19 protein-coding genes are annotated in these 24148 nt (G+C 50.2%); 13 read left to right on the top strand and 6 right to left on the bottom strand.

Annotated features, from left to right (window positions below):
• The first annotated feature begins 132 nt into the window (after positions 1 to 132).
• The 6 genes from AB1E22_RS21040 (at position 133) to uspE (ending at position 7097) form a co-directional block, all read left to right on the top strand.
• Positions 133 to 1443, top strand: a complete 1311-nt coding sequence (locus tag AB1E22_RS21040; protein WP_367597162.1) for a M20 family metallo-hydrolase — start codon at positions 133 to 135, stop codon at positions 1441 to 1443.
• The gene (locus AB1E22_RS21045) at positions 1443 to 2888 is read left to right on the top strand and encodes a M20 family metallopeptidase (RefSeq protein WP_367597163.1); all 1446 of its coding nucleotides are present in this window, start codon (positions 1443 to 1445) and stop codon (positions 2886 to 2888) included. The genes AB1E22_RS21040 and AB1E22_RS21045 overlap by 1 nt, the downstream gene beginning before the upstream one ends.
• A 115-nt stretch (positions 2889 to 3003) precedes the next feature.
• Complete coding sequence (abgT, locus tag AB1E22_RS21050; protein WP_367597164.1) at positions 3004 to 4530, top strand: p-aminobenzoyl-glutamate transporter; 1527 nt, start codon at positions 3004 to 3006, stop codon at positions 4528 to 4530.
• A gap of 12 nt (positions 4531 to 4542) precedes the next feature.
• Complete coding sequence (ogt, locus tag AB1E22_RS21055; protein ID WP_367597165.1) at positions 4543 to 5058, top strand: methylated-DNA--[protein]-cysteine S-methyltransferase; 516 nt, start codon at positions 4543 to 4545, stop codon at positions 5056 to 5058.
• Between the two features lie 199 nt (positions 5059 to 5257).
• Positions 5258 to 6010 carry a fumarate/nitrate reduction transcriptional regulator Fnr gene (gene fnr / locus AB1E22_RS21060; RefSeq protein WP_367597425.1) on the top strand — a complete coding sequence of 251 codons (753 nt, stop codon included), beginning with the start codon at positions 5258 to 5260 and terminating at the stop codon, positions 6008 to 6010.
• A 136-nt stretch (positions 6011 to 6146) separates the two neighbouring features.
• Positions 6147 to 7097, top strand: coding sequence for a universal stress protein UspE (gene uspE, locus AB1E22_RS21065; RefSeq protein ID WP_367597166.1), 951 nt, complete (start codon positions 6147 to 6149; stop codon positions 7095 to 7097).
• 143 nt (positions 7098 to 7240) lie between these two features.
• Here the strand turns inward: uspE and AB1E22_RS21070 are convergent, their stop codons facing one another.
• From AB1E22_RS21070 to pntA, 4 genes are all read right to left on the bottom strand, one after another.
• On the bottom strand, positions 7241 to 7390 hold the full coding sequence (locus tag AB1E22_RS21070; RefSeq protein ID WP_367597167.1) for a Hok/Gef family protein: 150 nt from the start codon (positions 7388 to 7390) through the stop codon (positions 7241 to 7243).
• Positions 7391 to 7758: 368 nt separating this feature from the next.
• On the bottom strand, positions 7759 to 8061 hold the full coding sequence (locus AB1E22_RS21075) for a hypothetical protein (RefSeq protein WP_367597168.1): 303 nt from the start codon (positions 8059 to 8061) through the stop codon (positions 7759 to 7761).
• A 175-nt stretch (positions 8062 to 8236) separates the two neighbouring features.
• The gene (gene pntB / locus AB1E22_RS21080) at positions 8237 to 9625 is read right to left on the bottom strand and encodes a Re/Si-specific NAD(P)(+) transhydrogenase subunit beta (RefSeq protein WP_367597169.1); all 1389 of its coding nucleotides are present in this window, start codon (positions 9623 to 9625) and stop codon (positions 8237 to 8239) included.
• Between the two features lie 10 nt (positions 9626 to 9635).
• Complete coding sequence (gene pntA, locus AB1E22_RS21085) at positions 9636 to 11165, bottom strand: Re/Si-specific NAD(P)(+) transhydrogenase subunit alpha (protein ID WP_367597170.1); 1530 nt, start codon at positions 11163 to 11165, stop codon at positions 9636 to 9638.
• Positions 11166 to 11719: 554 nt separating this feature from the next.
• Here pntA and ydgH point away from each other — a divergent pair.
• From ydgH to tus, 7 genes are all read left to right on the top strand, one after another.
• A complete protein-coding gene (gene ydgH, locus AB1E22_RS21090; RefSeq protein WP_367597171.1) occupies positions 11720 to 12664 on the top strand; it encodes a DUF1471 family protein YdgH in 945 nt (314 codons plus the stop codon).
• 191 nt (positions 12665 to 12855) lie between these two features.
• On the top strand, positions 12856 to 14238 hold the full coding sequence (locus AB1E22_RS21095; RefSeq protein ID WP_367597172.1) for an amino acid permease: 1383 nt from the start codon (positions 12856 to 12858) through the stop codon (positions 14236 to 14238).
• Between the two features lie 19 nt (positions 14239 to 14257).
• Positions 14258 to 14983, top strand: a complete 726-nt coding sequence (gene folM, locus AB1E22_RS21100; protein WP_367597173.1) for a dihydromonapterin reductase — start codon at positions 14258 to 14260, stop codon at positions 14981 to 14983.
• A gap of 76 nt (positions 14984 to 15059) precedes the next feature.
• Positions 15060 to 15788 (top strand): two-component system response regulator RstA, encoded by a 729-nt coding sequence (gene rstA / locus AB1E22_RS21105; RefSeq protein WP_367597174.1) that lies wholly within the window; start codon positions 15060 to 15062, stop codon positions 15786 to 15788.
• 480 nt (positions 15789 to 16268) lie between these two features.
• Entirely contained in the window at positions 16269 to 18434 is a 2166-nt protein-coding gene (locus AB1E22_RS21110; protein ID WP_367597175.1) for an EAL domain-containing protein, read from the top strand.
• Between the two features lie 64 nt (positions 18435 to 18498).
• The gene (gene rstB, locus AB1E22_RS21115; RefSeq protein WP_367597176.1) at positions 18499 to 19815 is read left to right on the top strand and encodes a two-component system sensor histidine kinase RstB; all 1317 of its coding nucleotides are present in this window, start codon (positions 18499 to 18501) and stop codon (positions 19813 to 19815) included.
• 100 nt (positions 19816 to 19915) lie between these two features.
• The gene (gene tus, locus AB1E22_RS21120) at positions 19916 to 20845 is read left to right on the top strand and encodes a DNA replication terminus site-binding protein (RefSeq protein WP_367597177.1); all 930 of its coding nucleotides are present in this window, start codon (positions 19916 to 19918) and stop codon (positions 20843 to 20845) included.
• A gap of 18 nt (positions 20846 to 20863) precedes the next feature.
• Here tus and fumC read toward each other — a convergent pair whose 3' ends face one another.
• On the bottom strand, positions 20864 to 22261 hold the full coding sequence (gene fumC / locus AB1E22_RS21125; RefSeq protein ID WP_367597178.1) for a class II fumarate hydratase: 1398 nt from the start codon (positions 22259 to 22261) through the stop codon (positions 20864 to 20866).
• A 51-nt stretch (positions 22262 to 22312) separates the two neighbouring features.
• On the bottom strand, positions 22313 to 23959 hold the full coding sequence (gene fumA, locus AB1E22_RS21130; RefSeq protein ID WP_367597179.1) for a class I fumarate hydratase FumA: 1647 nt from the start codon (positions 23957 to 23959) through the stop codon (positions 22313 to 22315).
• Positions 23960 to 24148: the final 189 nt, after the last annotated feature.

Consider the following 24148-nt stretch of genomic DNA (forward strand, 5'->3'; position numbering starts at 1 on the left):
ACTGTAATTCAATCTCTTATGCCAGGGTAATCCCATGACGGCGAAAACTACCAAATATCGCTCAGTGATAAGTAAAAACTATCACAGCGTGAAGTCGATCACAGAAGATGCTTAACCGAGATGAGTGGGCTTATGTCGAAATTAGAACGGGCAGTACATGAATTAGCACCGCGCCTGCAGCACTGGCGGCGTGATTTTCACCACTTTGCCGAGTCCGGCTGGCTGGAGTTTCGCACTGCCACCCTGGTGGCAGAAACGCTGCATCAATTAGGGTATCAATTAGCCCTGGGCCGTGATGTGGTCGATGACGCGGCGCGAATGGGGCTGCCTTCTGCCGAAGTGCTGGATCGCGAAGAAAAACGTGCCGTTGAACAAGGTGCGTTGCCACAATGGCTGGCGTATTTTTCCGGCGGATTTACCGGCATTGTCGCCACGCTTGAAACAGGCCGCCCAGGCCCAACGCTCGCTTTTCGCGTGGATATGGATGCACTCGATTTAGGTGAGATGCTTCAACCTGCGCATCGCCCATTTGCCGAGGGGTTTGCCTCTTGCAATGCCGGAATGATGCACGCCTGCGGCCATGACGGGCACACGGCAATCGGGCTTGGACTTGCCACCGTACTGCAACAGTTTTCCGACCAGCTAAACGGCACGATTAAGCTTATTTTCCAGCCTGCCGAAGAAGGGACGCGCGGCGCACGCGCCATGGTTGCCGCAGGCGCTCTAGATAATATCGATTACTTTACGGCGATTCACATCGGCACCGGTATCCCGACAGGCACCGTGGTGTGTGGCAGCGATAATTTTATGGCGACCACCAAATTTGATGTGCTGTTCACCGGTGTTGCCGCACACGCAGGCGGGAAACCCGAAGAAGGCCGGAACGCCCTGCTCGCCGCCGCACAAACCGCGCTGGCATTGCATTCCGTAGCACCCCATAGCGCAGGTGCTTCCCGCATTAACGTTGGGGTGCTGCAGGCCGGTAGCGGGCGCAACGTGGTACCGGCGCAGGCCTTACTGAAAGTAGAAACGCGTGGCGAAACCAACGTTATCAACGATTACGTTTTTGACCGTGCCCAGGAAATTATTCGCGGGACCGCCACGATGTACGGTATCGAGGCAGAAGTGCAGTTGATGGGCGCTGCGACCAACAGCGTACCATCTCCTGAATGGGTCGAATATATTCGCCAGCAGGCGAGCGAAGTGAGCGGCGTGACGCAGGTTGTGGATACCGTGAAAGGCGCGGCGGGTTCGGAAGATGCCACGCTGATGATGGCGCGTGTCCAGGAGCAAGGCGGTAAAGCGTCCTATATGGTTTTCGGTACTGAATTGAGTGCCGGGCATCATAACGAGAAGTTTGATTTTGATGAGAAGGTGATGGAAGTTGCCGTGAATACGCTGGCTCGCCTCGCCCTTAATTTCCCCTGGTCGCGAGGTGTGTGATGAGTTCAATTTATCAGTTTGTTGATGATGCCATTGAGGCCAAACGCGGTGAGTTTACCGCGATTGCAGATGATATTTGGGATCACCCGGAAACCCGTTTTGAAGAGCATTGGTCGGCAGAACGCCTCGCCTGTGCGCTTGAGGCCGAAGGTTTTAGCGTGGAGCGCAATGCAGGAAATATCGAAACCGCGTTTGTGGCAAGTTTTGGCTCCGGAAAACCGGTGATCGCGCTGCTGGGTGAATACGATGCGCTGGCGGGGTTGAGTCAGTGTTCGGGTGAAGCATCACCTGCGCCGCTGGTTGAAGGCGCTAACGGCCACGGCTGCGGCCACAATTTACTCGGCACCGCCGCTTTTGCGGGTGCTGTTGCGATTAAAACCTGGCTTGAGCAATACGGTGGCAAAGGAACCGTGCGTTTTTATGGCTGCCCAGGGGAAGAAGGCGGTTCCGGCAAAACGTTTATGGTGCGCGAAGGGCTTTTTGACGATGTTGATGCCGCCGTTACCTGGCACCCGGAAGCCTACGCGGGCATGTTCAGCACCAGTTCGCTGGCAAACATTCAGGTAGCCTATCGTTTCAATGGTATTGCGGCCCATGCGGCTAATTCACCTCACCTGGGGCGCAGCGCCCTGGACGCCGTTACGCTGATGGCGACCGGCACCAATTTCCTTAATGAGCACATTATTGAGAAAGCGCGTGTGCATTACGCCATTACCAATACCGGCGGTATTTCGCCAAACGTGGTGCAGGCGCAGGCCGAAGTGCTCTATTTGATTCGTGCGCCTGAAATGGCACAGGCCCAACATATTTACGAGCGCATCAATAAAATCGCTGAAGGCGCGGCATTGATGACTGAAACCTCGGTGAACGTGCGCTTTGATAAAGCCTGCTCTAATTACCTGCCAAACCGCCATCTCGAAGGCGTAATGTATCAGGCTTTGCAGGCGCTTGGCCTGCCGCAATGGAGCGATGAAGAGCTGACGTTTGCCAAAAAAATTCGCGCTACGCTGACCGAAAACGATCTGCAAAATAGCTTAAATAATATCGCTAACACCTCCAATGAAGAGGGCAAGGCCTTTGCACGTCGCCATCGTGAAACGTTACTGATTAATGAAATTGCGCCCTACGCCGCAAATGACAAAATCCTTCCCGGCTCGACGGATGTGGGTGATGTAAGCTGGAAAGTGCCGGTTGCACAATGCTTTAGCCCGTGCTTTACCGTGGGTACGCCGCTGCATACCTGGCAACTGGTGAGCCAGGGGCGCACCTCAATCGCCCATAAAGGAATGTTACATGCAGGAAAAGTGATGGCGGCCACTGCGCTGCAGTTGTTTACCCATCCACAGACGCTGGAAGCCTGCCAAAGTGAGTTGCACGCACAACTTACTGAGCGCCCTTACCAGTGTCCGATTCCGAAAAACGTTACACCGTCACCTTTAAAATAACCAACGACACCAAAGAGTGAGCGTTTTTTTAGGGCGGATTAGCGCAGCCTCATCCGCCCTAAACACGACAAAACCATAAATAAAAACACAACATCGCAACCGATAGAGGCCCTCTATGAGTCTTTCATCCTTACCCTCGCATACTGGCAACAGCAAGCTGTACGGCCTGGTAGAAAAAATTGGCAATAAAGTGCCCCATCCTTTTTTGCTGTTCGTCTATTTGATTGTCATTTTATCCGTAAGCACCGCGATACTTTCGGCATTCAACGTGAGTGTGCGAAGCCCGGCAGACGGAAGCCTGGTGCAAGTCAAAAATTTGCTGAGTGCCGAGGGCGTTCACTGGTTTTTGCCGAATGTCATTAAGAACTTCAGCGGATTTGCCCCCCTGGGAGCGATTCTGGCGTTGGTGTTAGGCGCGGGGCTGGCGGAACGTGTCGGGTTGTTACCGAGCCTGATGGTAAAAATGGCATCGCACGTCAGCGCGCGTTATGCCAGTTATATGGTGCTGTTTATCGCCTTCTTTAGCCACATCTCTTCGGATGCGGCGTTGGTGATTATGCCCCCGATGGGCGCACTCATTTTTCTCGCCGTGGGGCGTCACCCCGTCGCCGGTTTGCTGGCGGCGATTGCCGGTGTCGGTTGCGGATTCACCGCTAATTTATTGATTGTGACCACTGATGTGCTGCTTTCTGGGATCAGTACCGAAGCCGCCCACAGTATCGACCCCGCAATGCACGTGAGCGTGATTGATAACTGGTATTTTATGGCGACATCCGTGGTTGTGCTGTCGATTGTTGGCGGCCTGATTACCGATAAAATCGTCGAGCCACGTTTGGGGGTCTGGCAAGGTGAAAACCGAGAAAAGCTTCAGCAACTCGACGATGTACAACGCTTTGGGTTGCGCGTCACCGGGATTGTTTCGCTGCTGTTTATCGCGGTTGTCGCTCTGCTGTTGGTGCCAGAAAATGGTTTGCTCCGCGACCCGGTTAAACACACCATTATTCCTTCTCCTTTTATTAGCGGAATTGTGCCGCTGATTATCCTGTTCTTTTTTGTCATTTCGCTGGCATATGGCATCGCGACGAAAAAAATCCGCAGGCAGGCAGATTTGCCGCAGTTAATGATTGAGCCGATGAAGGAGATGGCCGGATTTATCGTAATGGTGTTCCCGTTGGCGCAGTTTGTAGCGATGTTCAACTGGAGCAATATGGGCAAATTCATGGCCGTCGGGCTGACTGATGTGCTGGAAGGTTCTGGCCTGAACGGTATTCCGGCATTTCTGGGCCTAGCCCTGCTGTCGTCTTTTTTATGTATGTTTATTGCGAGCGGCTCGGCTATCTGGTCAATTCTGGCCCCGATCTTTGTCCCGATGTTTATGCTGTTGGGGTTCCATCCGGCCTTTGCGCAAATTCTGTTCCGTGTGGCGGATTCTTCTGTAATCCCACTGGCTCCGGTTTCACCGTTTATTCCATTATTCTTAGGATTCCTGCAACGCTATAAACCGGATGCGAAATTAGGGACTTATTACTCTTTAGTATTACCTTACCCCCTCATCTTTTTGGGTGTCTGGTTGCTACTGCTGGTGGCGTGGTATCTTGTGGGCCTGCCAATTGGGCCGGGAATTTACCCGCGTCTGAGTTAACCGGAGCGAATAATGCTGACACTGCTGGAAGACAAAATCGAAACACCATTAGGGCCGTTATGGGTGATGTGTGATGAGCACTACCATTTGCGCGCGGTGGAATGGGATGAACATAGCGACAGAATGGTGCAATTGCTCGGTCTTCATTACGGTGTCAGCGGCTACCAGCGCGTGGCGAGCGCTAATCCAGGCGGGTTGAGCGATAAACTACGCGACTATTTTGACGGCGATTTAGCCGTGATCCAAACGCTACCGACCGCGACCGCCGGAACAGAATTTCAACGTGAAGTGTGGAAAACACTGCGATCGATTCCGTGCGGTCAAATCATGCATTACGGGCAGCTAGCGGAACAACTCGGCAGACCGGGTGCTGCGCGCGCGGTGGGTGCGGCAAATGGTTCAAACCCGGTAAGTATTGTGGTTCCTTGCCATAGGGTGATTGGCCGCAATGGCACGATGACCGGTTATGCGGGAGGGGTTACCCGAAAAGAGTGGCTGTTGCGCCATGAAGGGTATTTGCTGATCTAGCATCGTTCTGCATAGGGATTTATGCTTTATTCTTCGTGGAATAATGCTGGCATCTGTGCAGTTCCATGAATTTCAATGGGATAGCTCTATAACCCTGGCTTTAATACCCGTTATATTCTGAATGCGCTTTCATCATACTTACGTGCTCAAGAAAAAGATGTTAAAATTGACCAATATCAATAACGGCCCGAGCATATCTATGATCCCTGAAAAGCGAATTATTCGACGCATTCAGTCTGGCGGCTGTGCTATCCATTGCCAGGATTGCAGCATCAGCCAATTATGCATCCCCTTCACGCTCAATGAACATGAGCTTGATCAGCTTGATAATATTATCGAGCGTAAAAAGCCTATTCAGAAGGGACAAACCCTGTTTAAGGCAGGTGATGAGCTGAAGTCGCTGTACGCGATTCGTTCAGGGACAATTAAGAGCTACACCATCACAGAGCAAGGTGACGAGCAGATTACAGGCTTCCATCTGGCGGGTGATTTAGTGGGCTTTGATGCTATCGGCACCGGGCTGCACCCAAGTTTTGCGCAGGCGCTGGAAACCTCAATGGTCTGCGAGATTCCGTTCGAAACGCTGGATGATTTGTCCGGTAAAATGCCGAATCTGCGCCAGCAGATGATGCGTTTGATGAGCGGTGAGATTAAGGGCGATCAGGATATGATTCTGCTGCTTTCTAAAAAGAATGCAGAAGAGCGTCTGGCCGCGTTTATCTACAATCTTTCACGCCGCTTTGCGCAGCGCGGTTTCTCCCCTCGGGAATTCCGTCTGACCATGACGCGTGGCGACATCGGTAACTATCTTGGCCTGACGGTTGAAACCATCAGCCGCCTGTTAGGGCGTTTCCAGAAAAGCGGCATGCTGGCGGTAAAAGGAAAGTATATTACTATCGAAAACATCGATATTCTTTCACAACTCGCTGGTCAATCGCGTAACGTTGCTTGATTCTTCCTGACTTAACCAGGATCAATAGATTTTGTCGATTTATTGATCCTGCAATAGGTTATCACCTGTTTCATTCATCACATATAGGTTAATCTTACTTAACAGACTGTGGTTAAGCAGTTGTAAGGAGACCTGTATGGCAAAGTATCAAAACATGCTAGTCGCAATAGATCCTAATCAGGATGATCAACCCGCCCTGCGGCGTGCAGTTTATTTGCATCAACGGATTGGGGGCAGGATCAAAGCTTTTCTGCCTATCTATGATTTTTCCTACGAAATGACCACCCTTCTGTCGCCAGATGAGCGCACCGCTATGCGCAAAGGCGTGATAAGCCAACGCGCGGCCTGGATTAAAGAACAAGCCCAGTACTACATCGATTCGGGCGTCCCGATTGAAATTAAAGTGGTGTGGCATAATCGTCCTTTCGAGGCGATTATTCAGGAAGTGATCAGCGGTGGTCATGACCTTGTGCTTAAAATGACGCACCAGCACGATAAACTGGAAGCCGTTATTTTCACGCCAACCGACTGGCATCTCCTGCGTAAATGCCCGAGCCCGGTGTGGATGGTTAATGAAAAACCTTGGCCTGAAGGTGGCCGTGCAGTTGTCGCGGTAAACCTCGCCAGTGAAGAGCAGTACCACAACGCACTGAACGAAAAACTGGTTAAAGAGACGCTTCGCCTGGCCGATGATGTTAACCACACAGAAGTCCATCTCGTCGGGGCCTACCCCATTACCCCCATTAATATTGCCATCGAACTTCCAGATTTTGATCCAAGCGTTTATAACGATGCCATTCGCGGCCAGCATTTGGTGGCAATGAAAGCGTTACGCCAAAAATTTGGCATTGATGAGAAAATGACTCACGTCGAGAAAGGGTTGCCAGAAGAAGTGATCCCCGATCTCGCCGAACATTTACAAGCGGGTATTGTAGTGCTCGGCACCGTAGGCCGCACTGGCCTTTCTGCCGCGTTCCTGGGTAATACAGCGGAACAAGTTATCGACCACCTGCGGTGTGATTTACTGGTGATTAAACCTGATGATTACCAGACACCCGTAGAAATGGATGACGATGAAGACGATTAGCCGCAAGATTTAAGCACAGTAAAAGAAAAGCCCGCTCATGGCGAATGAACGGGCTTTTTGTTGGGTGGAGTGCTGAAATATCATGCAAGATTCCCATGTGTGGCGGGGAAAATCCCCCGCCACTGACCTCTAAAACTTCGCGATTACGACTTTCGACAGGCTAAAAATGCCGCCATCTCAATGCTGCCTTTTCGGTAGTGGAATTCACACAGTGAATCCTTAACCAGAAATATAATCATGAGAATTGTCAAACAGATAACGATTACGGAAAACAACCTGTTCTTTGACGACATTTTCGCCTCCTGCGTTGCAAACACAAAATGAAGAGGCTACTATCATGGGGTCTATGCATGAGAGGGCCTCGGGTTGGTTTAACTAACTCGGGGCTTTTTTCTGTCTGCTTTTTACCATGGGGTTCGAAGCAGTCAGCTTCAGCACCCGGTTATATTTTACTCGTTGCCCTGTATTCCTTCTACACTATTCTTCTATAGATTCAGATAGTTAAATGTAACGTTGCATTCATAGCAGTGATAAGCGCTGTAATAGCAAAATGCCGCTCAAGAGCGGCATCTGTAAATATATTTACTCGTGGAAAATAATAAGAATAAGAAAAACAAAAATTCAACAAAGGTTAGCTATTAATATAACAACATTTGTTTAATTAATTCTGAACGTCTATTTGCGACCAACCTTTCTGATACATACAATCCTTTTCAAGAATCCCACGTTTGATTTCATTGGCATCAATAGATGAGTAGTTTGTACTGCTTGAATTGTGTTTCTTATCTTTTGAGGTGGTTTTGCTATTGACCACGTAGTCGGGAGGCAGGCCTCTTAACGCTTCCGCTTTACAGGCCGTTTCTGCCATATTTCTATCCTGCTCGGTCGCCCCTTCTTTTACCCAACGATGGGTAACGCAGCCAGAAAGAATTAATGCGGCACTTAATATTATGACTCTTTTCATACACAACAACCGTGTTAGCTGAATTTATATTAATTGTATCGTGTGATTTGCAGCATCACAATATTACTACCCCTGCCTGAATTGTTTCTCCTCCGTATTGATGATAACGGTTTTAATTAATACAAAAAAACCGCCTCGAGAGGCGGTTTAGGAAAAAACTTATGTTCAAATATAATTAAAGCGCTTTAAGAATCGCTTCTACACTCGCCTTGGCATCGCCAAACAGCATCTGCGTATTCTCTTTAAAGAACAGCGGGTTTTGCACCCCAGCATAGCCGGTATTCATGGAACGTTTGAAGACTATAACATTCTGCGCTTTCCACACTTCCAATACCGGCATCCCGGCGATTGGGCTGCGTGGATCTTCCAGTGCTGCAGGGTTAACGGTGTCATTCGCGCCGATAACCAGAACGGTATCGGTATCTGCGAAATCATCGTTAATTTCGTCCATTTCCAGCACCACATCGTACGGTACGCGGGCTTCCGCCAACAGAACGTTCATGTGGCCCGGTAAACGGCCTGCAACCGGGTGAATACCAAAGCGTACTTTGATACCACGCGCACGCAGCTTCTCAGTGATTTCCGCCACCGGATACTGCGCCTGCGCAACCGCCATGCCGTATCCTGGCGTGATGATGACTGAGGTTGAGTTTTTCAGCATGTCAGCGGTATCTTCCGCCGTGATCTCACGGTGCTCACCCACTTCTTCGCCTTCACCGGTTGAAGAACCGTCTGTGCCGAAGCCGCCTGCAATGACGCTAATAAAGGAGCGGTTCATCGCTTTACACATGATGTAAGACAGAATCGCACCCGACGAACCGACCAGCGCACCGGTCACAATCAGCAGGTCGTTGCTGAGCATAAAGCCCGCCGCCGCCGCCGCCCAACCGGAGTAGGAGTTCAGCATGGAAACCACAACCGGCATATCTGCGCCACCAATCGACGCCACCAGATGCCAGCCAACCACCAGCGCGATGATCGTCATCACCAGCAACGCCAGAACCTGCAGACCAACGCTTTCGGTACGCACGAAAATAATCAGCATTGCGAACGAGACAACTAGCGCCGCCAGGTTCAGTTTGTGTCGGTTTGGCAACATCAGCGGTTTAGAAGAGATTTTGCCGCGTAGTTTGCCAAAAGCCACGATAGAACCCGTGAAGGTCACTGCCCCGATGAAGATCCCGAGGAATACTTCCGTTAAATGGATGTTTTCCATTACCGGCTCAAGACCTGGGGCGTGATCCAGATAGCTGTTAAAGCCCACCAGAACCGCCGCCAGACCCACGAAGCTGTGCAGGATAGCCACCAGCTCCGGCATTTCGGTCATTTCAACTTTCTTCGCAAGGTGAATACCGATGGCACCACCAATGACCATCGCCACGATAATCCAGACGACGTTGCCAGTCTCTGGCCCGAAGATTGTTGCAACCAATGCGATAGCCATCCCGGCCATACCGAACAAGTTGCCTTGCTTAGATGTTTCGTGTTTTGACAGCCCCGCCAGGCTGAAAATAAACAGAATAGCGGCAACAATGTATGCTGCTGTAACTAATCCACCAGACATGTGTTACCCCTTAGTTCTTCCGGAACATTTTCAGCATGCGCTGAGTGACGGTGAAACCACCAAAAATATTGATACTGGCGATCAGCACGGCAATGAAGCTCAGGAAGCTAACCCAGCCGCCGTGACCAATCTGCAATAATGCGCCCACCACAATAATCCCTGAAATGGCGTTGGTCACCGACATCAGCGGCGTATGCAGCGCGTGAGAAACGTTCCATACCACGTAGTAGCCCACGACGCAGGCCAGAGCGAACACAGTAAAGTGACCAAGGAACTCTTTTGGTGCCACGTCAGCAAGCCAGCCGAACAAAATAATCGCCAGAGCCATAAACGCATATTTACGCCATGGCGAAGCCGGCTTTTTCTCTTCAACCGGAGCCGCCGCTTGTTTAGGCGCAGCCTGAGGCTGAGCGGAAACCTGAATCGGTGGTGCAGGCCAGGTCACTTCGCCATCACGAATAACCGTAACGCCACGGATGACCACATCTTCAAAATCCACCACCGTGTTGCCATCTTTCTCTTTGCACAGCAGCTTCAACAGGTTAACCAGGTTGGTACCGTAAAGCTGGGACGACTGCGTCGGCAAACGGCCCGGCAGATCGGTGTAGCCAATCACTTTCACGCCGTTTGGCGTAACGGTAATTTGGTCCGCAACGGTGTATTCGCAGTTGCCGCCGTTCTGCGCGGCTAAGTCGACAATCACACTTCCCGCTTGCATAGAGTCAACCATTTCGCGGGTGATGAGTTTTGGTGCCGGTTTGCCAGGAATAAGCGCCGTCGTGACAATAATGTCGACTTCTTTCGCCTGGGCCGCAAACAGTTCCATTTCGGCTTTAATGAATGCTTCGGACATTACTTTAGCGTAGCCATCGCCGCTGCCCGCTTCTTCTTTGAAGTCCAGCTCCAGGAACTCAGCGCCCATACTTTGCACTTGTTCTTTTACTTCTGGACGAGTGTCGAATGCGCGCACAATTGCGCCGAGGCTGTTTGCTGCACCAATAGCCGCAAGACCCGCTACACCCGCACCGATAACCATTACTTTCGCCGGTGGCACTTTACCGGCAGCGGTAATTTGGCCGGTAAAGAAACGGCCGAATTCATGAGCCGCTTCAACAATCGCACGATAACCGGCGATGTTTGCCATAGAGCTCAAAGCATCGAGCGACTGCGCACGAGAAATACGTGGAACAGAATCCATCGCCATGACGGTGACATTTTTAGCGGCCAGTTTTTCCAGTAGCTCAGGATTTTGAGCAGGCCAGATAAAGCTAACAAGCGTTGAGCCCGCACGCAGCAACTCGATTTCGCTGTCTTGCGGTGCGTTGACTTTCAGTACGATGTCAGACTGCCAGACCTCAGCGGTATCTGAAATGGTCGCGCCTGCCTGTACAAACGCTTCGTTATCAAAGCTTGCCAATTTACCCGCGCCACTTTCAACCGTGACGGTGAAACCCAGTTTCAGCAGTTGCTCCACTGTTTTTGGCGTGGCAGCCACGCGGGATTCACCCGCCCACCGCTCTTTTGGTACCCCAATACGCATAGTATTCCCTTCCATCTCATTTTTTGTTGATGGTTTGCCAGACAAAGCCACGGCAACTCAGACACGCTATCTGATTCAAACGTCAGACAATCGTCATTTTCATCGCCCGTTCAAATAAAAATACATCTGTAACAAACTATTTATAACCTACTGAAAATAACGCCTGTGATCTAGATCAGGATCTCAGTATTTGTATCATTATCGTAAAAGTTTAGTGCTAAAGGCCCAGGACAGCCCTTTTCGCCTAAGTTTCATCTTCGAAGCCTGATAATACGCTTTATCAGCGAGGCAATTCACGATTCTGCGCCGTCGCAAAGTGCATATTTAACATTACATTAACTAATTAAGTTGTATGCTTTATCACTTTTACTGGTCAAAGCACTCTTTTGTGAATTTATAAAATTTTGTTATGAAAAATATCTGCAATCAAAAGTTGCAGAGAGAAAAATGCCGCAGACACTTGCAGCGTTTCAATGCATAATCGGCGGCTAACAGGTAACCCTCAGAGAATGCGGTATTTGTATTCATTTTGCGCAAGGCGAAGGACTATTTTTATGAAGCTCAAGAACACCCTTCTGGCGTCAGCACTGATTTCCTTAACTACGCTGTCGGCTCAGGCAGCAACAGAACTGACTCCCGATCAAGCTGCTGCTCTTAAACCTTTTGAACGCATTACCATCACCGGGCGTTTTAACTCCATCGGTGAGGCAGTGAAATCTGTTTCTCGTCGCGCGGACAACATGGGTGCGGCCTCTTTCTACGTACTGGACACCAACGATACCGGCAGCAGCGGTAACTGGCGCGTGGTTGCTGATGTATACCATGCTGATGCCCCTAAAGCTGAAAAAACCACCAACCGCGTTATCAACGGCGTAGTGGAGTTACCGAAAGACCAAGCATATGCTCTTGAGCCATTCGATACCGTGACAGTCCAGGGTTTTTATCGCAGCCAGCCTGAAGTTAACGATGCCATTACCCGTGTCGCAAAACAAAAAGGTGCGGATTCGTTCTATATCGTGCGCCAAATCGATGCGAACTCAGGTGGCAACCAGCGCATTACCGCTTTCATCTATAAGAAAGATGCAAAAAAACGTGTGCTGCAAAGCCCTGACGTGATTCCCGCCGATTCAGAAGCCGGTAAAGCAGCACTTGCTGCAGGCGGCGCAGCGGCTGCGAAAGTGGAAATTCCAGGCGTTGCCAGTTCAAGCACCCCAAGTTCCGATGTAGGCCGTTTCTTTGAAACGCAAACCACGCAAGGCGGGCGTTACACCGTAACGCTCCCGGATGGCACCAAGATTCAGGAAGTGAACAAAGTGACTGCCGCGCAAATGGTTCCGTTTGATAGCGTGAAGTTCACCGGCCACTACGGCAGCAGCACCGAAGTCTCTTACCAGGTGGCTAAGCGTGCCGCGAAGAAAGGGGCTAAGTACTACCACATTACTCGTCAGTGGGAAGAGCGTGGCGGCAACTTGACCGTCAGCGCAGACCTTTATAAGTAATTTCTGCATTTTTCTGACTAAAGGGTGGCTTTTTAGCTACCCTTTTTTATATCTCCGGGCATTTTATGGCTCATGTCATTGCAAGCTGCGCTTACACTCCGTAAAATTCCGCGCCTTAGTGTTACCCACCATGTTTATGCACCAAAGCATAATAATTATTCTGGGTTTTAATCGATTTTTACGGGATTGCTATGGAAAAGAAGCTTGGACTCGCCGCATTAACCGCATTGGTTTTAAGCTCAATGCTCGGTGCGGGTGTCTTTAGTCTGCCGCAAAATATGGCAAGCGTGGCGAGTCCCTCAGCGTTGCTGATCGGCTGGGCAATTACTGGCGTGGGTATTTTGCTGCTGGCATTGGCGATGGTGGTGTTAACCCGTTTGCGCCCCGATCTGGACGGCGGCATTTTCACTTATGCACGAGAAGGTTTCGGGGAACTCATCGGTTTCTTCTCCGCCTGGGGTTACTGGCTTTGTGCGGTTATCGCCAATGTCTCCTATTTAGTCATCGTTTTCTCCGCGCTAAGTTTCTTTACCGATACGCCAGAGCTGCGTCTGTTTGGGGATGGCAACACCTGGCAGTCAATCGTCGGCGCCTCCGTTTTACTCTGGATGGTGCACTTCCTGGTGCTGCGCGGCGTGCAAACTGCGGCCAGTATCAATTTGGTTGCCACCCTCGCCAAATTGTTGCCTCTGGGATTGTTTATCGTGCTGGCGGCAATGGCGTTCAAACTCTCGACGTTTAAACTTGATTTCAGCGGTATTGCGCTGGGCGTTCCAGTCTGGGAACAGGTTAAAAATACCATGCTGATCACTCTATGGGTGTTTATTGGGGTGGAAGGTGCGGTGGTGGTTTCTGCTCGCGCACGCAATAAAAATGATGTGGGCCGCGCCACACTGCTGGCCGTTTTGGCGGCATTGGGTGTTTACCTGTTGGTAACCTTGCTTTCCCTTGGCGTTATCGCGCGCCCTGAACTGGCAGGTATGCGCAACCCTTCAATGGCCGGTTTAATGGTTGAAATGATGGGGCCGTGGGGTGAAGTGATTATCGCCGCGGGTCTGATTGTTTCAGTATGCGGTGCATACCTGAGCTGGACGATTATGGCCGCCGAAGTGCCGTTCCTGGCCGCAACACACAAAGCATTTCCGAAAATTTTCGCCCGTCAAAACAAGAACGGCGCTCCTTCGGCATCGCTTTGGTTAACCAATCTCAGTATTCAGATTTGCCTGGTGCTCATCTGGTTAACCGGTTCGGATTACAACACGCTACTGACGATCGCCTCAGAGATGATTCTGGTGCCCTATTTCCTGGTGGGCGCCTATTTATTGAAAGTCGCTACGCGTCCGCTTCATAAGGCGATTGGACTTGGCGCTTGTATCTATGGCCTATGGCTGCTTTATGCGTCAGGTCCCATGCATTTGCTGCTTTCGGTGGTACTGTATGCCCCAGGTTTATTAGTCTTCATGTATACACGCAGCACTCACACGCATGAAATCAGACTGAATTTAAAGGAAAAAGCAGTGATTATGCTGGTATTAGTGGCCGCATTTCCTGCGACCTGGGTGCTGGTGAAATAAGTCCATTAAGGAATCGTCGATGGGGATAACATCATCTGCCCGTCCCATTCTGATTACCGGCGGCGGTAAGCGGATTGGGCTCGCGCTGGCGCATCATTTTCTGGCAAAACAGCAACCCGTGATTATCAGCTACCGCACGCGTTACCCCGCGGTGGCTGAACTCGAACAGGCCGGAGCGACCTGCCTGTTTGGGGATTTCTCTACCAATCAGGGCATTGAGCAGTTCGCCGCTCAGGTAAAACAGCATTGCAATGGCCTGCGCGCCGTTTTGCATAATGCCAGCGCCTGGCTTGCTGAATCCCCCCACTCATCTCCCGCACAAACGCTCGCCGCGATGTTGCAGATTCATGTTAATACGCCCTATTTGCTCAACCATCTGTTTGAGCCTTTATTACGCGGCCACGGGCATTCAAGCGCCGATATTATTCATTTCACAGATTATGTCGTGGAGCGTGGAAGCGATAAGCATATCGCCTATGCCGCCAGCAAAGCCGCGCTGGATAATTTAACGCGCTCGTTTGCCCGTAAATTAGCCCCGGAAGTGAAAGTGAATGCGATTGCTCCGGCGATGATTATGTTCAACGAACAGGACGATGCTGACTATCGCAAAGAGGCACTTAACAAATCGCTGATGAAAATTGTGCCAGGTGAGCAAGAAATCGTTTTGCTGGTGGATTACCTGCTCAATAGCCATTACGTTACTGGCAGGACGCACGCTGTTGACGGCGGCCGCCCACTGCGATAATTCTGTTTACCTCTGATTGATGGTGTAAACCGTTACGGCAGTGTATGTTTCCTCTTTTGATTTGATGTGTCAGGCCATGAATAAAATCGTATATGTAGAAGACGATCCAGAAGTTGGAGCATTAATCGCCGCGTACCTCGGCAAACATGACATCGAAGTCATCGTCGAAAGTCGCGGAGATTGCGCCGAAGCGACCATTGCACAACATAGTCCTGACCTGGTGTTACTGGACGTGATGTTACCCGGCAAAGATGGCATGACGTTGTGCCGCGACCTGCGCCCGCAATGGGATGGCCCGATTGTCCTGCTCACCTCTCTTGATAGCGATATGAACCACATATTGTCCCTTGAGATGGGAGCTAACGATTACATCCTCAAAACCACGCCTCCAGCCGTACTCCTGGCGCGTTTGCGCCTGCATCTACGCCAGCGCGTCTCAGCACAACAGACCGTTGAAAGCAGCCCAAATACGCTTAAACCGCACAAAGCGATGCGTTTTGGCGCGCTGTGTATCGACCCGGTTAACCGCCAGGTGACGCTGGGTACGGAGAACATTACGCTCTCTACTGCTGATTTCGATTTGCTTTGGGAATTGGCTACCCATGCAGGGCAGATCATGGATCGCGACGCGCTGCTCAAAAACCTGCGCGGCGTAACTTATGACGGCCTGGATCGTAGCGTTGATGTGGCTATCTCCCGCCTGAGAAAGAAACTTTACGACAGCGCAACAGAGCCGTTTCGCATTAAGACTGTTCGCAATAAAGGTTACTTGTTCGCCCCTCACGCCTGGGAAAGTGAAGCGTAGTTTTCTGCAACGCCATGATTCACCCCTGCCCCAAAAACGCGTTTTCGCTTGCGGAGAATATCTCCGCCTAAAGACGCGTTCTCAAATATACTTCCTATAAATCGCTTAAAACTAAATTAAGTTCCTATCTATATAGAAACCGACGCTTCTAATATGGTAGATTTCGCTGCCGACTTGATTAGCTGCCTAAGAAATACGAAATATATTCAGAAAAAGAGTTTTCATGATCATATTGTATTTTCTTTGTTATCAGCTTGTTTGCATATATGAATGGCACAATGCCATTACTTAAAATCCACGCTAATTGTTGAGTACGTGTTACTGAAATTACTAAAAATGGATGTTTTAAACTGTTATTTTTGGACAGAGTTAATTCAGTTAATTGTAGAAAAAAATATAAATTAAGCATTCTCGTTAACAGCAGAATTACTGAGGTTAATCACCCAGCGTTCTGTTTAAAGACAACCATTGATAAGCGTAATGGCTTTAGGTAATTTTGTGAGAAAAGTGTGGTTACATAATCATCTGTTGCATCGATTAAATAGCAGCCAAATTAGACTATTAAATAATCGCTATGCCCATGCCATTATTGCCAGCACCATGGCAATCGTCCCCCTTTCAATTGTCCGTGGACTGGTCATTACCGCGTCGGTTATTTGTGAAACGGCAGGCTTCAACGACGCAGCACTCTGGTTTATGCAGTTACAGATCGGTTTTCTGGCCCTTGCGCCGCTGGTCTTGAACATCTACATCGCCGTACACTGGGCCGTCAGAAACCGCCTGTCGCAAATTTATTGCATCGCACTTAGCATCAGCACACTGATGATCTTCCGGCGAATATTAGACAATAATGCACAATTCTTTTTGGACATCAGTATTCCCATGGCGCTGGTGTCGGGAATAATCGGCAATGTCTTGCAAGAAAAAGTCAGTAAAATTTTGCTAAAACTTCACCAATGGAAAGATAACAATAATATTACAGTTATCTCTTTTTTCACCACGCTGGCGATTATTGCTCTATTTAGCAGCATCATAAAATTAGGTGCCGACAACGAACTGAATAGCGCAATGCATTTTTTTAGCTCTCTTTCACTCTACTTTTACCCGACTGATTTTTTACATGGCATTTCGTATGTCTTGTTGCGCAGCGTGCCATGGTTTTTTGGCCTTCATGGCTACTATCTCTTTATGGATATTGACGTTGCCTTTACCGCTGCGGCTAAAATAAACATCAGTGACTGGCATAACGGGCATGGTGCGCTCAATATTCTTAGCCCGGTGTTCTATGACATGTGGTGTAATTCCGGCGGCACAGGGAATACGCTTAGCCTGATTATCTGTATTTTGATGCAGAAAAAAAGTACTCACCGCCGCTTGTTGGCGGTCTCCGCGCCAATGGCACTGTTTAACATTAACGAACCGCTTATCTTTGGTTTTCCGATTGTTTTGAATCCGGTCATGATCATCCCGTTTGTCTTGACGCCGTTGCTGTCTTATTTTGTGGCATACGGCGCAACCTATCTGGATGTGATTCCGAGAATTTCGGAAATCGTCAGTTGGTCAACACCTGGCCCAATTAAAGTATGGTTAGCCAGCGGGCATTCCTTGAACGCCTTAATGCTCTATATCTTTTTGGTCATTGTAGGGGTGTTAATTTATCGTCCGTTTGTCAAAAATTCATTAAAACAGACGTCTACCGAAAACACCGATCTCGATTTATTGACCGGCGAGATGAAAATTCATCAACCGACTGATTTTGAAATGGTGCCCAACTACAGTCATGTTGTTGAGGAAAACAGCTACATAGAGGCGCAATTACAGATTGAGAAGCTGCAAACCAGCGGAAAGTTTATTCTCTATTTCCAGCCGCAGGTTCGTTTGTCCGATCATAAAATCGTGGCCCTTGAAGCTCTTATCCGCCACCAAAGTGATGACGGGAAGATCACCCCGCCCGTCTTCCTGAAATATTATGAGCGCACAGGGCTTATGCCGGAGATCGATTTCTGGGTGATGGAACATGCTCTGAGCTACGTTCGGGAGAATATGTCCGAGGCGGAAAATATGGCGATCTCAATTAATATTTCGCCTCAGACGCTTATCGATTACCGCCTGTTAAACGTAGTACGCAAAGTGTTGGCGGAGCCGCTTCCTGCCGGATGGAAACTGGAATTTGAAATCACCGAATCACAAAAAGTCCAGGAGCCGGTGCGCGTTGCCGAAGTGCTGGAGAAGATGCGTAATCTCGGCATAAAAATTGCGCTCGATGATTTTGGGTCCGGATATTCAACGCTGCACTATTTGACGCGTTACCCGCTGGATAAGATAAAACTGGATCGTTCAATGGTGTTGGGATTAGCCAAACCGGACGGATTTAACTTCCTGAAACAGGTCGTGAAGTTATGCACGGTTATTCAATGTGAAATCCTGATTGAAGGCGTTGAAACCGCAGAAGAATTAGACCAGGTAAAATCGGCAGGCATTGAACTCTGCCAGGGCTTTTTGTTCCACCGTCCACTGCCGGGAAAAATGGTCTGCCAGCTTTTGACGGAGCAGCGTACGAAAGAGCTGCAAACAGCGTCAAATCTACAGCCAGATATTGTCAGCGAGGGCAAACCCTGCTTACATAGCCGGCCAGACGGGGCATAAAATTTCAAACAGAGATCGCTGATGCCCCCAAGCATTTATCCAACTGATAAGCCGGTGATTTCCGTTGAAAAAATTATTTATTCAGTTCTATCTTTTGCTGTTCGTCTGCTTTTTAGTGATGACCATGCTGGTAGGGCTGGTCTACAAATTTACCGCGGAGCGCGCGGGACGCCAGTCGTTGGATGATTTAATGAAAAGTTCGCTGTATTTGATGCGCAGCGAATTGAGAGAAATTCCGCCCCGCGACTGGAACCGCACCATCAAAGATCTCGACCTTAATTTATCCTTCAAGCTGCATATCGAACCTATGGATAAATTCAAGCTCGATGAAATGACCATGCACCATCTGCACGCCGGGGAAATTGTCGCCCTCGACGATGAATATACGTTTATTCAGCGTATTCCACGCAGCCATTACGTTTTGGCGGTGGGGCCGATTCCCTATCTGTTTTTCCTGCACCAGATGCGCTTATTGGATGTCGCATTGATGGCCTTTATTGCGATCTCCCTCGCCTTCCCGGTGTTTATCTGGATGCGACCGCACTGGAAGGACATGCTCAAACTGGAAACCGCGGCGCAGCGGCTAGGCGCGGGGCATCTTGATGAACGTATTCATTTCGACAGCGCCTCAAGTTTCGAACGTTTGGGCGTGGCGTTTAACCAGATGGCAGACAGCATCAACGCGCAAATCGCTAGCAAGAAGCTGCTCATCGACGGCATTGCCCACGAACTGCGCACGCCGCTCGTGCGTTTGCGTTATCGCCTTGAAATGAGCGACAACCTGACGGAGGCTGAATCCCTCGCATTGAATCGTGATATTGGCCAACTCGAAGCGTTAATCGAAGAGTTGCTGACTTACGCGCGTCTGGATCGCCCGCAAACCGAACTACAACTGGCAAAAGTAGATATGCCTCGCTGGCTGGATGAACATATCGCCGATGTGCGAATGATTAACCCGCAGCTCGATGTCCTGCTGGATATTCCCGCCGGAGGGAGTTTTGGCCTGATTGATTTGCGGCTGATGGAGCGAGTGACCGACAACCTCATTAACAATGCGCTGCGCTATAGCAAAGAGAAATTACGCATCAGCCTGTGGCTTGATGGCCAAAAAGCGATTTTGCAGGTGGAAGATGATGGCCCAGGTATTCCTGCCGAGGAGCGAGAGCGTGTCTTTGAACCGTTCGTTCGCCTTGACCCAAGCCGTGACCGGGCAACCGGCGGCTGCGGCCTCGGCCTTGCCATTGTTCATTCCGTTGCAACGGCGATGGAAGGTTCTGTCACCGTAGACAGCGGTGCGCTGGGTGGCGCACGATTCCGGTTTAGCTGGCCGGTAAAAAACGACTCGCCTCTGCCGCTTGCATCCATTACACCACGCCGCTAAACCCCTTTTTTCCTCTGCCTGACCATTGCGACACCGATGGTCAGGTTTGTCTCTCTGTGCTATAAATCATTAGTATGTTGTAACTAATGAAGGTAATGACATGGCAAAATACGATTTGATTGAGCGCTTAAACAGTACCTTTCGCGAACTTGAGCGGGATTTGCACCAGTTGCGTGAACAACTTGATAGCTATCGCTTGCTGGTTGGTCGTGTGTTTCTTTTACCTGCGGTGGATAAAGGGAAAGAGCATGATACGGTCAGAAAAATCGAGGTGACGCAGCGCCTTGGTAAAGAGGCGCATCAGGCTGCCCTCACCCATTTCACGCGCTTGTTTATCCAGCAACTGTCGGAAAAAATCAGCAGTAAAGCCGCGGTACGCCTGCCGGGTGCAGTTTGTTATCAGGTTGATGAAACGCAGCGTAAACAAACCCAGGATCTTATTGAGCGCATTAATCAGCGCAAGCAAACGCTGGAAAACATTATTAGTGTGGAATCGAAGTTGCCGAGCGTGCAGCGTTTCGAGTGGGTGCACCGCCAGCTTCCAGGGCTTATCACCCTCAACGCTTATCGCACTATTACATTACTGGAAAATCCCACCACGCTGAATTTCGGCTGGGCGAACAAGCAGATCATTAAGAATTATTCCCGCCGCGAAGTTATCGACATGCTCGAGAAGAGCCTCAAGGCAAACCGCGCCGTGCCGCCTTTTACCCGCGAACAGTGGGCAGAACAAATTACCCGGGAGCTGAACGCGATAAGCAGCCTGTCGGACAGTGTACGGTTGAAGATTAAACGCCCGGTCAAGGTACAACCTATCGCACGCGCCTGGTATCAGGAGCGTAAGAAACAGGTGCAGCACGCCTGCCCTTCGCCTCTGGTGGTGTTATGTAATTCGGACAACGGCGAAGTGCCGCCAGATATGGGAGAGTTACTGAATTACGATGCGGACAATATTCGCCATCGCTATAAACCGGAGGCGCAACCGCTGGAACAGGTGATACCGCGACTGCATCTGTATTGCGAAAAATAGAGGCAGACGCGGAAAAAGTTACTGCTTCATACTGCCAACCATCTCTTCAGGACGCACCCAGGCATCAAATTCGTCTTCACTTAAATAGCCGAGTTTTAAGGCTGATGCTTTAAGCGTCAGCCCTTCTTTATGGGCTTTCTTGGCAATTTCAGCGGCTTTATCGTAACCAATGTGCGTATTCAGGGCGGTCACCAGCATGAGCGACTCATTGAGTAACTGCGCGATTCGGTCACGATTCGGTTCGATACCCACTGCACAATGTTCATTGAAACTCTCCATGCCATCCGCCAGCAAACGCACGGATTGCAGGAAGTTATGAATGACCATCGGACGATAGACGTTCAGCTCAAAGTTGCCCGAAGCGCCGCCCATATTGACAGCCACATCGTTTCCCATCACCTGGCAACACAGCATCGTCATCGCTTCGCACTGGGTAGGGTTTACCTTACCGGGCATAATTGAGCTGCCGGGTTCATTTTCTGGAATGGCGATTTCGCCAATGCCGCAGCGCGGGCCGGAAGATAACCAGCGCACATCGTTCGCGATTTTCATCAGCGATGCCGCCAGCCCTTTTAATGCCCCGTGCGCGTGAACCAGCGCATCACAAGTCGCCAGAGCTTCGAATTTATTAGGGGCGGTGATAAACGGTTGCCGGGTGATTTCTGCCAGCTCTTTTGCAACGCGCACGGCGTATTCGGGGTGCGTATTAAGCCCTGTTCCCACCGCCGTTCCGCCCAGTGCCAGCTCCGTAAGGTGCGGCAAACTATGGTCAAGATGTTTGAGATTATGCTCAAGCATCGCCACCCAACCGGAGATTTCCTGGCCCAGCGTTAGCGGTGTGGCGTCCTGTAAGTGTGTCCGGCCAATTTTTACGATATCGCGGAAAGCCTCAGCTTTGGTCTGCAATGTCGCTTTCAGCACGTTTAGTTGTGGGAGCAACTGTTCACGCACTGCAATTATCGCCGCAACGTGCATCGCCGTCGGGAAAACGTCGTTCGAGCTTTGGCTCTTATTCACATCATCATTGGGGTGAACTTTACGTTCCATGCCACGCACGCCGCCAAGAATTTCACTCGCCCGGTTTGCCAGCACTTCGTTCATGTTCATATTGCTATGGGTGCCCGAGCCGGTTTGCCAGATGGCGAGCGGGAACTCCTCAGGGTGTTTGCCAGCCAGCACTTCATCGGCGGCTTCAATGATGGCTTTACCCCTTACCGCATCCAGTAAACCGAGATCCATGTTCACTTTAGCCGCCGCACGCTTGGTTAATGCCAGCGCCTGGATAAGTGACGTCGGCATTTTTTCAGTGGAGATGCGAAAATGCTCAAGAGAGCGCTGAGTCTGCGCGCCCCACAGTTTATCTGCCGGGACGTCGATTGGTCCCATTGAGTCTTTTTCAGTACGACTGGATACCATTTCATTCTCCTTTGAGCAAAAAAAAACCGCCCTGGTGGGCGGCTTGAGGTTCTATTTCACGCATCGCGTACATTGGGAGGCGTGTATTTTCTGGAAGAAGTCGTTGCCCTTGTCATCGACCAGAATAAAGGCTGGGAAATCTTCCACTTCAATTTTCCAGATGGCTTCCATTCCCAGCTCTGCGTACTCGACACACGTCAAGCTCTTAATACTTTGCTGCGCAAGAACCGCAGCCGGGCCGCCGATACTGCCCAGGTAGAAACCACCGTGTTTATGGCAGGCGTCGGTCACCTGTTGGCTACGGTTGCCTTTTGCCAGCATCACCATACTGCCGCCATTGGCTTGCAGGAGATCGACATATGAATCCATACGTCCGGCGGTGGTCGGCCCAAGCGAGCCTGATGCATAGCCGTCCGGCGTTTTAGCAGGCCCTGCGTAATATATCGGGTGATCTTTGATGTATTGCGGCAGGCCTTCGCCATTATCGATACGCTCTTTGAGTTTAGCGTGGGCGATATCACGTGCCACAATAATCGTCCCGCTTAGAGAAAGACGCGTGGAAACAGGGTATTGCGACAACTGTTTTAAGATTTCACTCATCGGTCGGTTGAGATCGACTTTAATCGCCTCGCCTTCCCCCGCCTGACGCAACTCCTGGGGAATATACTTGCCCGGATTATGTTCGAGTTTTTCAATCCAGATACCGTCACGGTTAATCTTCGCTTTAATGTTGCGATCGGCGGAGCAAGAGACGCCCATGCCAACCGGGCAAGAGGCGCCGTGGCGCGGCAAACGTACAACGCGAATATCATGGGCAAAATATTTGCCGCCGAACTGCGCCCCGAGCCCCAGGTTTTGCGCCTCTTTCAGCAGTTCTTCTTCCAGTTGAACATCACGGAATGCCTGGCCGTGTTCGTTACCTTCGGTTGGCAACCCGTCGTAATATTTGGTGGAGGCGAGTTTCACGGTTTTCAGCGTCGCTTCGGCTGACGTTCCGCCAATGACAAACGCGACGTGGTATGGCGGGCAGGCGGCGGTACCGAGGCTGCGCATTTTGTCGACCAGATAATCTTTAAGGCGGCCCGGGCTGAGCAGCGCCTTTGTTTCCTGATACAGATAAGTTTTGTTCGCTGAACCGCCGCCTTTGGCGATGCAGAGGAATTTGTATTCGGCACCATCGACGCTGTAGAGGTCGATCTGTGCGGGCAGATTCGTGCCGGTATTCACCTCTTTGTACATATCCAGCGCCGCGTTTTGCGAGTAGCGCAGGTTATCTTCAATAAAGGTGTTATAGACGCCGCGAGACAGGGCTTCTTCATCGCCGCCGCCGGTCCAGACGCGCTGGCCTTTTTTGCCCATGATAATGGCGGTGCCGGTATCCTGGCAGGTTGGCAAAATGCCTTTCGCAGCAATTTCAGAGTTACGCAGGAACTGGAGTGCAACGTATTTATCGTTTTCGCTGGCTTCCGGGTCATTCAGGATATCAGCCACTTGCTGTTGGTGGGCCGGGCGTAGCATAAACGAGGCATCGTGGAAGGCGTGTTGGGTAAGTAACGTGAGGGCTTTAGGATCAACTTTCAGGACTTCCTGCCCTTCGAACTCTGATACTGAAACATAATCGCTGCTGAGCAGGTAGTATTCTGTTTCGTCTTTTTTTAACGGGAAAGGCTCTTGATAATGAAAGGCTTTATTCGACATTGTTCTCTCACTTACGACATCAATTATTAGCTTTTGAGCACGCTATGCCCTTTAGATTTCAAGCGCAGCCAACACTTTCTGCCGCTTGAAAGATGACGGGTACATAATCCTACACAATTTTTTAACAAAAACTGAGACTAATACGACTTTTTACGCCCCTGGTTACTTCATCTCAGATAATTGGTTTAA

The organism is Buttiauxella gaviniae (genome assembly GCF_040786275.1).
Lineage (GTDB): Bacteria > Pseudomonadota > Gammaproteobacteria > Enterobacterales > Enterobacteriaceae > Buttiauxella > Buttiauxella gaviniae_A.

Bases quoted from the DNA above. Each gene is read 5' to 3' on its own strand.
- abgT (WP_367597164.1), top strand. From the start codon at position 3,004: ATGAGTCTTTCATCCTTACCCTCGCATACTGGCAACAGCAAGCTGTAC.
- AB1E22_RS21045 (WP_367597163.1), top strand. From the start codon at position 1,443: ATGAGTTCAATTTATCAGTTTGTTGATGATGCCATTGAGGCCAAACGC.
- AB1E22_RS21110 (WP_367597175.1), top strand. From the start codon at position 16,269: ATGGCTTTAGGTAATTTTGTGAGAAAAGTGTGGTTACATAATCATCTG.
- uspE (WP_367597166.1), top strand. From the start codon at position 6,147: ATGGCAAAGTATCAAAACATGCTAGTCGCAATAGATCCTAATCAGGAT.
- AB1E22_RS21040 (WP_367597162.1), top strand. From the start codon at position 133: ATGTCGAAATTAGAACGGGCAGTACATGAATTAGCACCGCGCCTGCAG.
- ydgH (WP_367597171.1), top strand. From the start codon at position 11,720: ATGAAGCTCAAGAACACCCTTCTGGCGTCAGCACTGATTTCCTTAACT.
- fumA (WP_367597179.1), bottom strand. From the start codon at position 23,959: ATGTCGAATAAAGCCTTTCATTATCAAGAGCCTTTCCCGTTAAAAAAA.
- AB1E22_RS21075 (WP_367597168.1), bottom strand. From the start codon at position 8,061: ATGAAAAGAGTCATAATATTAAGTGCCGCATTAATTCTTTCTGGCTGC.
- pntB (WP_367597169.1), bottom strand. From the start codon at position 9,625: ATGTCTGGTGGATTAGTTACAGCAGCATACATTGTTGCCGCTATTCTG.
- fumC (WP_367597178.1), bottom strand. From the start codon at position 22,261: ATGGTATCCAGTCGTACTGAAAAAGACTCAATGGGACCAATCGACGTC.
- AB1E22_RS21070 (WP_367597167.1), bottom strand. From the start codon at position 7,390: ATGTCGTCAAAGAACAGGTTGTTTTCCGTAATCGTTATCTGTTTGACA.
- fnr (WP_367597425.1), top strand. From the start codon at position 5,258: ATGATCCCTGAAAAGCGAATTATTCGACGCATTCAGTCTGGCGGCTGT.
- AB1E22_RS21095 (WP_367597172.1), top strand. From the start codon at position 12,856: ATGGAAAAGAAGCTTGGACTCGCCGCATTAACCGCATTGGTTTTAAGC.
- pntA (WP_367597170.1), bottom strand. From the start codon at position 11,165: ATGCGTATTGGGGTACCAAAAGAGCGGTGGGCGGGTGAATCCCGCGTG.
- rstA (WP_367597174.1), top strand. From the start codon at position 15,060: ATGAATAAAATCGTATATGTAGAAGACGATCCAGAAGTTGGAGCATTA.
- tus (WP_367597177.1), top strand. From the start codon at position 19,916: ATGGCAAAATACGATTTGATTGAGCGCTTAAACAGTACCTTTCGCGAA.
- folM (WP_367597173.1), top strand. From the start codon at position 14,258: ATGGGGATAACATCATCTGCCCGTCCCATTCTGATTACCGGCGGCGGT.
- ogt (WP_367597165.1), top strand. From the start codon at position 4,543: ATGCTGACACTGCTGGAAGACAAAATCGAAACACCATTAGGGCCGTTA.